This is a genomic window from Pseudomonas sp. H1_F01 (assembly GCF_054681425.1).
In genome coordinates, this window is record NZ_CP162823.1 from 4,586,319 (window position 1) to 4,598,737 (window position 12,419).

Sequence of the window (12,419 nt, forward strand, 5' to 3'; positions counted from 1 at the left end):
GCGAGCCTGCTCGCGATAGCGATGTAACTGACAACATCAATGTTGACTGACATACCGCTATCGCGAGCAGGCTCGCTCCCACAGGGGGCAGCATCGTTCTCGATATATTGGCAACTCACTACAGGTCAATCCCCATGTCCCTCCCCTCCTTTGTACGCCTGATCGAAGTCGGCCCCCGTGACGGGCTGCAGAATGAAGCACAGCCCATCAGCGTCGCCGACAAGGTGCGCCTGGTGGATGCCTTGAGCGCCGCCGGCCTGGGCTACATCGAAGTCGGCAGTTTCGTCTCGCCCAAGTGGGTGCCGCAAATGGCCGGTTCCGCCGAGGTGTTCGCGCAGATCCAGCGCAAGCCCGGTGTGACCTATGGCGCCCTGGCGCCGAACCTGCGAGGTTTTGAAGACGCGCTGGCGGCAGGTGTAAAAGAGGTGGCGGTGTTCGCCGCCGCGTCCGAAGCGTTTTCCCAGCGCAATATCAACTGCTCCATCAAGGACAGCCTGGAGCGCTTCGCGCCGATCATGGAAGCCGCCAAGCAGCACGGCGTCAGTGTGCGCGGCTACGTGTCCTGCGTGCTGGGCTGCCCGTATGAAGGGGCGGTCAAGCCAGAACAGGTGGCCTGGGTCGCTCGGGAGCTGTATGCCATGGGCTGCTACGAGGTCTCCCTGGGCGACACCATCGGCACGGGCACCGCCGGGGCCACCCGCAGGATGTTCGAGGTGGTGGGCGCCGAAGTGCCTCGGGACAAGCTCGCCGGACACTTTCACGACACCTACGGCCAAGCCATGGCCAACGTATACGCCAGCCTGCTGGAAGGCATCGCGGTGTTCGACAGCTCCATCGCCGGCCTGGGCGGCTGCCCTTATGCCAAGGGCGCCAGCGGTAACGTTGCCACCGAAGACGTGCTGTACCTGCTCAATGGCTTGGGTATCGAAACCGGTGTCGACCTGGACGCCCTGATCGCCGCGGGTCGGCAGATCTGCGACGTGCTCGGCCGCCCTAGCGGTTCGCGTGTCGCCAAGGCCCGCAGCGCACAGTGAGGTGTTACCGCTGGCCTTGTAACAGCGGTGAAACGAGTAACACGGAAACAATTTGTCAGGTCTGGCGCGTCAGCTTTTTCGACGAAAAAATACAACTTATTGATTTATATAGAGTTTTAAAAGTTGGCACGCCACCTGCTATATCTCTTGCATAACAAGAATAAAAAAACGCAGCAAACCCAATAAAAACAAGACGAAACGACTCTGACATAACAAAAACAACACGGCAGAGACGCAGCTAACAGATTTTTTTGGAGAGGATGTGCTTTTCAGGGTGCTTTCAGGAGCAACCCGCAACCGGGCAGAGAACAATAAAACTACCTTCAGGTAGCTCCCGAATCGGTTGGATCGCAAGGCGAAAAAGCAGATCAGCGCTCAAAAAAATACGTTTGCTCTTGATCCCGGATGGGGATCGCCAAAAACAGCGGTAAAGGGCAACGGCTGCCAAAAACAACAACAGGCCGCCCCTCAATAATAAAAAAAGAGCACGCGACGACAAAATTAAAGGGGAGCTTCGGCTCCCCTTTGTGCTGTCTGGGGTTTGAGCTTTTCTTGTGGGAGCGGGCTTGCTCGCGAAGGCGGCCTGCAGGTGGCCTGGATTTTGTTGATCGAGTACATATCCGTTGCTGCGGTAATGGCGGCTTAGGGTTCCGCCCTTACGGCGGCTCACTTTTGAGAAGCGCAAAAGTAAGCAAAACGCTCTTGCCCCACCACTCGGCACCTCGCCTAGGCTCGGTGTGCCCGAACGAAGGCATTGCTCCGTGGGCCGCCGCGAAGGGCCATCCATGGCCCAGCGCGGCTATCCCGGCATCCATGCCGGGATGCCCACTGCGCAATGCCTGCGTTCGGCCAGCGTGGTTTAACGGGGCGCCCCAGATCAAGATCTAAAGCAAGAGCAAGAGCGGGGCACATGCCGGCATCTATGTGGCTGGGCCACTGCTATCGCGAGCAAGCTCGCTCCCACACTGGATCTTCAGCAGACCCAAAGCCCATGTGCACCGCAAAACCTGTGGGAGCGAGCTTGCTCGCGAAGAGGCCAGCCCATCCAACATCTTCATCGACTGTGGCGCCGCCTTCGCGAGCAAGCCCGCTCCCACAGGGGATCTTGTTCAGCCTTCTCTATCGCGCAGTTCTTCGATGCTGATTTCGCGCATGCGGAATTTCTGGATCTTGCCGGTGACCGTCATGGGAAATTCTTCGACGAATTTGAAATGACGCGGCGTCTTGAAGTGAGCGATGCGCTCCTTGCACCAGGCCTGCAGTTCTTGCTCGGAGGCACTGTGGCCGGGATGAAACTTGATCCAGGCGACGATTTCCTCGCCATAGCGCGAACACGGGATGCCGATCACTTGCACGTCCGCCACCGCCGGGTGAGTGAAGAAGAACTCCTCCAGCTCACGCGGGTAAATATTCTCCCCGCCGCGGATGATCATGTCCTTGTTGCGCCCGACGATGCGCACGTAGCCCTGCTCGTCCATGGTCGCCAGATCGCCCGTGTGCATCCAGCCATCCGGGTCGATGGCATCGGTGCTGCCCTTGGGGTTGTTCCAGTAACCGAGCATCACGCTGTAGCCACGGGTACACAACTCACCGACAGCATCACGCGGGACGATATTGCCGGCCTCATCGATAATTTTGCTTTCCAGTTGCGGCTGGGTACGGCCGACGGTGGTTACGCGCAGTTCCAGTTCGTCTGTAGGACCGGTCTGCAACGACACCGGGCTGGTTTCCGTCATGCCGTAGGCAATCTGCACTTCGGCCATGTGCATTTCGTTGATGACCCGTCGCATCACTTCGATGGGGCATGTGGCCCCGGCCATGATGCCAGTGCGTAGGCTGGACACGTCGAAGTCGCCCCGCTGCGGCTGGTCCAGCAGGGCGATGAACATGGTGGGCACGCCATACAGTGCCGTGGCTTTTTCCTCGGCCACGGCCTTGAGCGTCAGCAACGGGTCGAAGGCATCGCTGGGGTAGATCATGGTGCTGCCATGGGTCATGCAGCCCAGGTTGCCCATGACCATGCCGAAGCAATGGTAGAGCGGCACCGGGATCACCAGCCGATCGCCAGCCGTCAGGCCCAGGCTTTCGCCGACCATGTATCCGTTATTGAGAATGTTGTGATGACTGAGGGTGGCGCCCTTGGGGAAACCAGTGGTGCCGGAGGTGTACTGGATATTCACCGGTTGATCGGACCGCAGGCTGGATTGGCGTTCAGCCAGTTGTTCCGGCGTCACCGCCGCACCCAGGGCGGCCAGTTGCGACCAGGGCAGGAAACCTGATGGTGGCTGGGAATCGAGGCTGATCACACCGCGCAAATCCGGCAAGCGTTCGCTCTGCAGGTGGCCAATCGATTGCTCCGCCAGCTCTGGTACCAGCGCTTGCAACATGGCGTGATAATCCGAAGTCTTGAACGCCCCGGCACACACCAGCCATTGGCATCCGGATTGTTTCAGCACGTATTCGAGTTCAGAAACGCGATAGGCTGGATTGATGTTGACCAGAATGACGCCGATCTTCGCACTGGCGAACTGGCTGATGCACCACTGGGCGCAGTTGGGCGCCCACACGCCAAGGCGATCGCCGGCTTTCAAGCCTAGCGCCAATAAGGCTCGGGCGTGCAGATCAACGGCGTCGGCCAGTTGTTGCCAGGTATAACGCAGCGATTGATGGCGAACCACCAACGCCTCGCCCTCGGGATAGCGGGCCACCGTCTGGTCGAAAACCTCGCCGATGGTTTGGGCCAGCAAAGCCTTGGCCTGGGAGCCGCGGGTGTAGCTGAGCTGCGAATGCGAACCGGGTTGATCCATGACGCCCCCTCTTGTCTTTATTAGTGGGTGTAGCAGTGGAATCTCACGCACAGATGCCTTGGGTAAAGCTATTGAAGCGCACTTACTCTGGCTCAAGTTGACGTTAACGTAAAGGGCGATTGACAGCCTCTCGTCACAAGCTTACGTTAACGTAAAGGTGAGAGCGATTCCGCCACTCTCCGCACCCGATAAAAAAGCCAAAGGTGTCCCATGAGCTACCCATCCCTGAACTTTGCCCTCGGCGAAACCATCGACATGTTGCGCGACCAGGTGCAGGCCTTCGTCAAGGCCGAGCTGGCGCCGCGAGCAGCGCAGATCGATATCGATAACCTGTTTCCCGCCGACATGTGGCGCAAGTTCGGCGACATGGGCCTGCTGGGCATCACCGTACCGGAAGAATACGGCGGCGCTGGCCTGGGCTACCTGGCCCACGTAGTGGCAATGGAAGAAATCAGCCGCGGCTCGGCCTCGGTCGCCCTCTCCTACGGTGCCCACTCCAACCTCTGCGTGAACCAGATCAACCGCAACGGCAATCACGAACAGAAAACCAAATACCTGCCCAAGCTGATCAGCGGCGAACACATAGGTGCCCTGGCGATGAGCGAGCCGAACGCCGGCTCCGACGTGGTATCGATGAAACTGCGGGCCGACAAGCATGGCGACAAGTACGTGCTCAATGGCAGCAAGACCTGGATCACCAACGGCCCCGATGCCAATACCTACGTGATCTACGCCAAGACCGACCTGGAAAAAGGTCCCCATGGCATCACCGCCTTCATCGTCGAGCGCGACTGGAAAGGCTTCAGCCGCAGCAACAAATTCGACAAGCTCGGCATGCGCGGCTCCAACACCTGCGAGCTGTTTTTCGATGACGTCGAAGTGCCGGAAGAAAACATCCTCGGCGCACTCAACGGTGGCGTGAAAGTGCTGATGAGCGGGCTCGACTACGAGCGCGTCGTGCTCTCTGGCGGCCCGACCGGGATCATGCAGGCCTGCATGGACCTGATCGTGCCCTACATCCACGACCGCAAGCAGTTCGGCCAGAGCATTGGCGAATTCCAGCTGATCCAGGGCAAGGTCGCTGACATGTACACCCAGCTCAACGCCAGCCGCGCCTATCTGTATGCCGTGGCCCAGGCCTGCGAGCGCGGCGAAACCACCCGCAAGGACGCCGCCGGGGTGATCCTCTACAGCGCCGAACGCGCCACGCAAATGGCCCTCGACGCCATCCAGATCCTCGGCGGCAATGGCTACATCAATGAATTCCCGGCCGGTCGTCTGCTGCGTGACGCCAAGCTGTACGAAATCGGTGCTGGCACCAGTGAGATTCGTCGGATGTTGATCGGCCGCGAACTGTTCAACGAAACCCGCTAACGGAGCTGACCATGGCCACGCTGCACACTCAGCTCAACCCGCGCTCGCCGGAGTTCATCGCCAACCGCGATGCAATGCTCGGACACGTCGAGGCCCTGCGCACACTGCTCGCGCAAATTCGCCAAGGCGGCGGTCCCAAGGCCCAGGAGCGGCACACCTCGCGAGGCAAGTTGTTGCCCCGTGAGCGCATCAACCGGCTGCTGGACCCGGGCTCGCCGTTTTTGGAAATCAGCCCATTGGCAGCCCATGAAGTCTATGGCGAAGACGTGCCGGCGGCTGGCGTGATTGCCGGCATCGGCCGAGTGGAAGGCGTCGAATGCATGATTGTCGCCAACGACGCGACGGTCAAAGGTGGCTCCTACTACCCGCTGACGGTAAAAAAACACCTGCGCGCCCAGACCATCGCCCAGCAGAACCGCCTGCCCTGCATTTACCTGGTGGACTCCGGCGGCGCCAACCTGCCGCGCCAGGACGAAGTGTTCCCGGACCGCGAGCACTTCGGCCGAATCTTCTTCAACCAGGCCAACATGAGTGCCCAGGGCATCCCGCAGATCGCCGTGGTCATGGGTTCCTGCACCGCCGGTGGCGCCTATGTGCCGGCCATGGCGGACGAGGCGATCATGGTTCGCCGGCAGGCGACGATTTTCCTCGCCGGCCCACCGTTGGTGAAAGCCGCCACCGGTGAGGTGGTCAGTGCCGAAGACCTGGGCGGCGCCGATGTGCACTGCAAGATCTCAGGCGTGGCCGACCATTACGCCGACAGCGACGAACATGCCCTGGCCCTGGCTCGCCGCAGCGTGGCCAACCTCAATTGGCGCAAACAGGGCGAGTTGCAGCATCGCCTGCCGATTGCCCCGCTTTACTCGGGCGACGAGTTGTACGGCGTGGTTTCGGCCGACGCCAAGCAGCCGTTCGATGTGCGGGAGGTGATCGCGCGCCTGGTGGACGGTTCGGTGTTCGACGAATTCAAGGCGCTGTTCGGAACGACGCTGGTGTGCGGCTTCGCCCATTTGCATGGCTACCCGATCGCGATCCTGGCCAACAATGGCATTCTCTTCGCCGAAGCCGCGCAGAAAGGCGCGCACTTCATCGAACTGGCCTGCCAGCGCGGAATCCCCCTGCTGTTCCTGCAGAACATCACCGGTTTCATGGTCGGGCAGAAGTACGAAGCCGGCGGCATCGCCAAGCACGGGGCCAAACTGGTGACGGCCGTGGCCTGCGCCAAAGTGCCAAAATTCACCGTGATCATTGGCGGTAGTTTCGGCGCGGGTAACTACGGCATGTGCGGTCGCGCCTACGACCCGCGGTTCCTGTGGATGTGGCCGAACGCGCGGATTGGCGTGATGGGCGCCGAACAGGCGGCCGGCGTGCTGGTGCAGGTCAAGCGTGAACAAGCCGAACGCAGCGGCCACCCCTTCAGCGCCGAGCAGGAAGCCGAGATCAAGCAACCGATCCTCGATCAGTACGAAGAACAGGGTCACCCCTACTATTCCAGTGCCAGGCTATGGGACGACGGCGTCATCGACCCGGCCCAGACCCGCGATGTGCTGGGCCTGGCCTTGTCCGCGTCACTGAACGCGCCTATCGAACCGAGCCGCTTCGGCGTGTTCCGGATGTAAACGGGGAATGCCCATGGATAACTTCAACACCCTCGAACTGCACACCGACCCACGGGGCGTTGCCACCCTGTGGCTCAGCCGCGAGTCGAAAAACAACGCGTTCAACGCCGAAATGATCCGCGAACTGATCCTGGCCCTGGACCACGTCAGCAGCGATCCAAGCTTGCGCTTCCTGCTGATCCGCGGTCGCGGCAAGCATTTCAGCGCCGGCGCCGACCTCGCCTGGATGCAGCAATCGGCCGAGCTCGACTACCACACCAACCTCGATGACGCCCGGGAACTGGCGGAGCTGATGTACAACCTCGCCAAGCTGAAGATTCCCACGCTGGCCGTCGTCCAGGGCGCCGCGTTCGGTGGCGCACTGGGGCTTATCAGCGCTTGTGACATGGCCATTGGCGCCGATGAAGCACAGTTCTGCCTGTCGGAAGTGCGCATTGGCCTGGCGCCAGCGGTGATCAGCCCGTTCGTGGTGCAAGCCATCGGCGAGCGTGCCGCGCGTCGTTATGCCCTGACGGCGGAACGCTTCGACGGGCAACGTGCGAAAGAAATCGGTTTGCTGTCGGAAAGCTACCCGGCCGAGGCCCTGGACCAGCAGGTCGAACAGTGGATCGACAACCTGCTGCTCAACAGCCCGGCGGCCATGCGCGCCAGTAAGGAACTGCTGCGTGAAGTCGGTAACGGCGCCCTTACCCCAGCGCTGCGGCGCTACACCGAAAACGCCATCGCTCGCATCCGCGTCAGCCCGGAGGGCCAGGAAGGCCTGCGGGCTTTCCTGCAAAAGCGTGCGCCAAACTGGCAAGCCGAATCGAATAACAAGGAGCCGAGTCGATGAGCGCCCCTGCCCTCACCACGTTGCTGGTGGCCAACCGTGGCGAAATCGCCTGCCGCGTGATGCGCACCGCCAAGGCCATGGGCCTGACCACCGTTGCCGTCCACAGCGCCACCGACCGCGATGCCCGCCACAGCCGTGAAGCCGACATCCGCGTCGACCTGGGCGGCAGCAAGGCCGCCGACAGCTACCTGCAAATCGACAAACTGATCGCCGCAGCGAAAGCCAGCGGCGCCCAGGCCATCCATCCCGGTTATGGTTTTCTATCCGAGAACGCCGGGTTCGCCCGGGCGATTGAAAGCGCCGGGCTGATCTTCCTCGGCCCACCGGCCTCGGCCATCGATGCCATGGGCAGCAAATCGGCGGCCAAGACCTTGATGGAAACCGCCGGGGTGCCCCTGGTGCCCGGTTATCACGGCGAAGCCCAGGACCTGGAGACCTTTCGCGACGCCGCCGAGCACATCGGCTACCCGGTATTGCTCAAGGCCACGGCCGGCGGTGGTGGCAAGGGCATGAAAGTCGTCGAGGACGTCAGCCAACTGGCCGAAGCCCTGGCTTCGGCCCAGCGTGAAGCGCAGTCCTCGTTCGGCGACTCACGGATGCTGGTGGAAAAGTACCTGCTCAAGCCGCGCCATGTGGAAATCCAGGTATTTGCCGACCAACACGGCAACTGCCTGTACCTCAACGAACGCGATTGCTCGATCCAGCGCCGCCACCAGAAAGTGGTGGAAGAAGCCCCCGCCCCCGGCCTGACCCCGCAATTGCGCCAGGCCATGGGTGAAGCCGCCGTGCGCGCAGCCCAAGCGATTGGTTACGTCGGGGCCGGCACGGTGGAGTTCCTGCTGGATGCGCGGGGCGAATTCTTCTTCATGGAAATGAACACCCGCTTGCAGGTCGAGCATCCGGTCACCGAAGCGATCACCGGACTGGACCTGGTGGCCTGGCAGATCCGTGTCGCCCAAGGCGAACCGCTGCCGATCACTCAAGCGCAAGTGCCGCTGCTCGGTCACGCCATCGAAGTGCGGCTATATGCCGAAGACCCGGTCAACGATTTCCTGCCGGCCACCGGACGCCTGGCGTTATATCGCGAATCGGCCGAGGGTCCGGGTCGACGGGTCGACAGTGGGGTTGAAGAAGGCGATGAAATCTCGCCGTTCTACGACCCGATGCTCGGCAAGCTGATTGCCTGGGGTGAGGATCGCGAACAGGCACGCTTGCGGCTGTTGAGCATGCTCGACGAATTTGCCATTGGCGGGCTGAAAACCAACATCGGGTTCCTGCGCCGAATCGTGGCCCACCCCGCCTTCGCGGCGGCAGAACTGGACACCGGATTTATCCCACGTTACCAGGCGCAATTGCTGCCAGAGCCGGGCGAATTGGATGATGCGTTCTGGTTCGCAGCCGCCCAGGGCTTCGCCTTGAACCTGACACCGCGCGTGCGCTGCGATGATGCCGATTCGCCTTGGGCCAGCACCACCGGGCTGCGTCTGGGGCTGCCAAGGGAAACCACCTTGCACCTGAGCTGCGAAGGCCAGGATCGCGCGCTGACGCTGGACGTTAGCGCCCATTGCGCGGAACTCAAGGGCGAGCAACTGGTGATCGAGCACCACGGCCTGCGCCGCAGTCATCGGGCTATTCGCCTGGGCGACAGCCTGTACCTGCAATGGGCGGGTGACCTGCACCGGATCGACCTGTACGACCCGTTGGCCGCCGCCGAGGCCAGCCACAGCCATCAAGGCGGCCTGGCCGCGCCCATGAACGGCAGTATCGTGCGGGTATTGGTGGGTGTCGGCCAGCCGGTGGAAGCCGGGGCTCAACTGGTGGTCCTGGAGGCCATGAAAATGGAGCACAGCATTCGTGCGCCCAAGGCCGGGGTGATCAAGGCGCTGTATTGCCAGGAAGGCGAAATGGTCAGCGAAGGCAGCGCCCTGGTGGCGTTCGAAGAATAGGCATCGGCCCGCTCCATGGGCCGATCCAGTCAGAACCTGATGGTGGCCTGCACCACCACACCGATGAGGCGACATTGCTCGGTGTACAGGTTTTTCGGGTAAGTCGGATTGAGCGGAACCAGGTAACGCTGCCCGCTCTCTTCGATCAATTTGCGAAAGGTCGCGTCACTGCTGCCAGGCAAGCAGGCGACCACCAGTTTGCCTGGCACCGCCTCGATCGCCGGATCCACCAGGATCGACATGCCCTCGGGAATGCTCAGCCCGCTGGGTGCGGTCATCGCGTCGCCCACCACCACCAGCCAGAACGCGGCCCCCAGGGCGTGGTAGTCCGTCAGTTCGTAGCGCACCTGGCTGTAGGCGCCAGGATCGCCTTCGCGAACCTCGCCAACCTCGTGCCACTCACTGACCGGGTAGCGGAAGTACGGGTTGTACTTCTGCGCCAGGGCCAGGCCTTCGTCCGTGGAGGTGTCCGGCTCGCGAATCACCATCGCCACTTCCAGGAACTCCAGCCCCAGCTCCCGCAGGACCCGGTTCATGTCTTCGACACTGGGTTGCCGGCGCCTGGTCAGCCAATGGCCGACGCCGCCCTGGGACATTCCCAACCGTTCTGCCAGCACCACTTGCGTGATGCGCAGCTCCTTCATCTTGGCCTTGACCAACTCTATCCATTTATCCATGTGCGGCACGATACGTGGATGACTCCGGCCATTCAAAACACAAATTGTAGTATTTAAATTATCGTCACAATTACGATAAGTACTACTCTGGATTCAGGAGTTCAGCCCCACACACGGAGATTTTCATCACCATGGATACACCCGACAAAGACCAACCCGGCAGCCCTTTCGACAGCACGTTCCCTTCCTTGCAGGATTGCCCGGCGGCCAAACGCGCCCTCGACTATTACTTGAAACCAGGTGTTTCGCAGGCACAGGCGGAACATCGCTTCTTCGACGTCAACCACAGCATCAGCGCAGAAGAAGCCCTTGTTCACGCCTGCGACCTGCTGCGCTGCGCTGCGGCAACCGCCCACGAGTCCGCCAACCAGTTGAACGGTTCGAGCCGTGACCTGGCATTTTCGGTGGTGCACATGATTGATCTGGTCAAGGTGATGCTTGACCGATCCCTGGATCGCTACCCGACTCGCTAGAGGTAACGCTTGGGAATGTCGCCGCGAACGCGGACAACGAGAAAAACTTTCCAATCGATGCGATAAAACCATTTGACTTGCAAATGATAATGATTATTATTGCATCGGCTGGTCGCGAGATCAGTCGATAGCCCAGAAGACCTTAGGTCGGACTTCTGGAATATCTCCTCATCAGGCTAATCACGGTTTTTGACCCGGCTTTTTGCCGGGTCTTTTTTTGCCGATTTTTCGGCTTATGGCTTCAGGCTAATGAAGTCTTTTTGGGAGCTGCCAATTCGGTGGCGGCGATGATAGCAAATGAATATCTGATTGCAAGAGCAGCCCCGCCACGCAGGCTGAAACTATCGACAGCCAGCACTTGAGAATCAATTGCAGACTCTCTAAGCTGGCTCGGCGTCCAGGGAGGACGCCCCCTCTTTTACGTGACGCAAATCGTCTCGGCTCCCCCTTCTTGCGTGTACAGTAATGGCCATGAAAATCCTCTCCAGGAATCGTGACCGTGGCTAAATCTTCCTTTGATATCAGCGCCAATTTCGACAGCGGTAACATCGAGGTCGTCGACATCAGCAACCCGTTGCAGTCGTTGCTCAAGATCAGGCCCGACACCCGCAGCGCCCATTTCCAGTGGTTCCACTTCAAGGCCAGCGGCCTGCACGTCGGCCAGGAGTATTCCTTCCGGCTGCTCAACGCCAGCCAATCGTCTTACAACAAGGCCTGGACGGGCTACCAGGCCGTTGCTTCCTACGATCACGTCAACTGGTTCCGCATTCCGACCCAATTTGAAGGCGACGCCCTGCGTTTTTATCTGGAGACCGAACAGACCAACGCCTGGTTCGCCTACTTCGAACCCTACAGTCGCGGCCGGCACGATTGGCTGATCGAGCAAGCGCAGCACAAGGCCGGCGCCGAACTGTTGGCCGTCGGTAAAAGCGTGGAAGGCCGTGACGTTCAGCTGCTGCGCAAAGGCAGCGGTGCGCAAGGCCGGCGCAAAGTCTGGATCATCGCCCAGCAGCATCCCGGCGAGCACATGGCCGAGTGGTTCATGGAGGGCGTGATCGAACGCCTCCAGCAGCAGGACGATGCGCAACTGAACCAGTTGCTCGCCAAGGCCGATCTGTACCTGGTGCCGAACATGAACCCGGACGGCGCGTTCCACGGGCATCTGCGGACCAACGCCATGGGCCAGGACCTCAACCGTGCCTGGCAGAACGCCAGTCCGGAAATCAGTCCCGAGGTCTTTTTCGTCCAGCAGCAAATGGAAAAGTACGGCGTCGATCTGTTCCTCGATGCTCATGGCGATGAGGAAATTCCCCACGTCTTCACCGCCGGTTGCGAAGGCAACCCGGGCTACACGCCACGCATTGCCGAACTCGAAGAGCGCTTTCGCAGCCATCTCAAGCACCAGACCAAAGACTTCCAGACCATTCACGGCTACACCCGCGACGAACCGGGCCAGGCCAACATGACCCTGGCCTGCAACGCGGTCGGGCAGAAATATGACTGCCTGTCCCTGACCCTGGAAATGCCGTTCAAGGACCACAACGATCACCCGAACCCGATCACCGGCTGGTCTGGCAAACGCTCGATGCAACTGGGCAAGGATGTATTGAGCACCATCGAGGCCATGGTCGACGAATTGCGCTGATCCAATGACCTG

The 12,419-nt window shown here is 60.8% G+C and carries 9 protein-coding genes; 7 read left to right on the forward strand and 2 right to left on the reverse strand.

Translation table 11 applies throughout. The features are described 5' to 3' along the window. Positions 1-134 precede the first annotated feature (134 nt). Positions 135-1,034 (forward strand): hydroxymethylglutaryl-CoA lyase, encoded by a 900-nt coding sequence (locus AB4O09_RS20645; RefSeq protein ID WP_003199998.1) that lies wholly within the window; start codon positions 135-137, stop codon positions 1,032-1,034. A 1,109-nt stretch (positions 1,035-2,143) separates the two neighbouring features. Here AB4O09_RS20645 and AB4O09_RS20650 read toward each other — a convergent pair. After that, on the reverse strand, positions 2,144-3,841 hold the full coding sequence (locus AB4O09_RS20650) for an AMP-binding protein (RefSeq protein WP_013692667.1): 1,698 nt from the start codon (positions 3,839-3,841) through the stop codon (positions 2,144-2,146). A gap of 210 nt (positions 3,842-4,051) precedes the next feature. On the opposite strand from AB4O09_RS20650, the gene AB4O09_RS20655 reads away from it, so the two are divergent. From AB4O09_RS20655 to AB4O09_RS20670, 4 genes are read left to right on the forward strand one after another with little or no spacing between them, the layout of a single operon-like run. Continuing rightward, complete coding sequence (locus AB4O09_RS20655; RefSeq protein ID WP_003199994.1) at positions 4,052-5,215, forward strand: isovaleryl-CoA dehydrogenase; 1,164 nt, start codon at positions 4,052-4,054, stop codon at positions 5,213-5,215. Positions 5,216-5,226: 11 nt separating this feature from the next. Further along, positions 5,227-6,834, forward strand: a complete 1,608-nt coding sequence (locus AB4O09_RS20660; RefSeq protein ID WP_027912591.1) for a carboxyl transferase domain-containing protein — start codon at positions 5,227-5,229, stop codon at positions 6,832-6,834. Positions 6,835-6,847: 13 nt separating this feature from the next. Further along, positions 6,848-7,666 carry a gamma-carboxygeranoyl-CoA hydratase gene (locus AB4O09_RS20665; protein ID WP_003199991.1) on the forward strand — a complete coding sequence of 273 codons (819 nt, stop codon included), beginning with the start codon at positions 6,848-6,850 and terminating at the stop codon, positions 7,664-7,666. Then, the gene (locus tag AB4O09_RS20670; protein WP_013692664.1) at positions 7,663-9,612 is read left to right on the forward strand and encodes an acetyl/propionyl/methylcrotonyl-CoA carboxylase subunit alpha; all 1,950 of its coding nucleotides are present in this window, start codon (positions 7,663-7,665) and stop codon (positions 9,610-9,612) included. Before AB4O09_RS20665 ends, AB4O09_RS20670 begins: the two co-directional genes overlap by 4 nt. Positions 9,613-9,641: 29 nt before the next feature. On the opposite strand, the gene AB4O09_RS20675 is transcribed toward AB4O09_RS20670, so the two are convergent. Next, positions 9,642-10,289, reverse strand: coding sequence for a LexA family protein (locus AB4O09_RS20675; protein ID WP_027912594.1), 648 nt, complete (start codon positions 10,287-10,289; stop codon positions 9,642-9,644). Between the two features lie 131 nt (positions 10,290-10,420). Between AB4O09_RS20675 and AB4O09_RS20680 the strand changes: the two genes are divergently transcribed. Next, positions 10,421-10,762, forward strand: coding sequence for a DUF6124 family protein (locus AB4O09_RS20680; protein WP_003199984.1), 342 nt, complete (start codon positions 10,421-10,423; stop codon positions 10,760-10,762). Between the two features lie 493 nt (positions 10,763-11,255). Beyond that, positions 11,256-12,407 (forward strand): M14 family metallopeptidase, encoded by a 1,152-nt coding sequence (locus tag AB4O09_RS20685; RefSeq protein ID WP_003199982.1) that lies wholly within the window; start codon positions 11,256-11,258, stop codon positions 12,405-12,407. Positions 12,408-12,419 lie beyond the last annotated feature (12 nt).

Excerpts from the sequence above, each read along its gene's own strand:
- AB4O09_RS20655 (WP_003199994.1), top strand. The coding sequence starts at position 4,052 with ATGAGCTACCCATCCCTGAACTTTGCCCTCGGCGAAACCATCGACATG.
- AB4O09_RS20680 (WP_003199984.1), top strand. The coding sequence starts at position 10,421 with ATGGATACACCCGACAAAGACCAACCCGGCAGCCCTTTCGACAGCACG.
- AB4O09_RS20650 (WP_013692667.1), bottom strand. The coding sequence starts at position 3,841 with ATGGATCAACCCGGTTCGCATTCGCAGCTCAGCTACACCCGCGGCTCC.
- AB4O09_RS20675 (WP_027912594.1), bottom strand. The coding sequence starts at position 10,289 with ATGGATAAATGGATAGAGTTGGTCAAGGCCAAGATGAAGGAGCTGCGC.
- AB4O09_RS20665 (WP_003199991.1), top strand. The coding sequence starts at position 6,848 with ATGGATAACTTCAACACCCTCGAACTGCACACCGACCCACGGGGCGTT.
- AB4O09_RS20660 (WP_027912591.1), top strand. The coding sequence starts at position 5,227 with ATGGCCACGCTGCACACTCAGCTCAACCCGCGCTCGCCGGAGTTCATC.
- AB4O09_RS20645 (WP_003199998.1), top strand. The coding sequence starts at position 135 with ATGTCCCTCCCCTCCTTTGTACGCCTGATCGAAGTCGGCCCCCGTGAC.
- AB4O09_RS20670 (WP_013692664.1), top strand. The coding sequence starts at position 7,663 with ATGAGCGCCCCTGCCCTCACCACGTTGCTGGTGGCCAACCGTGGCGAA.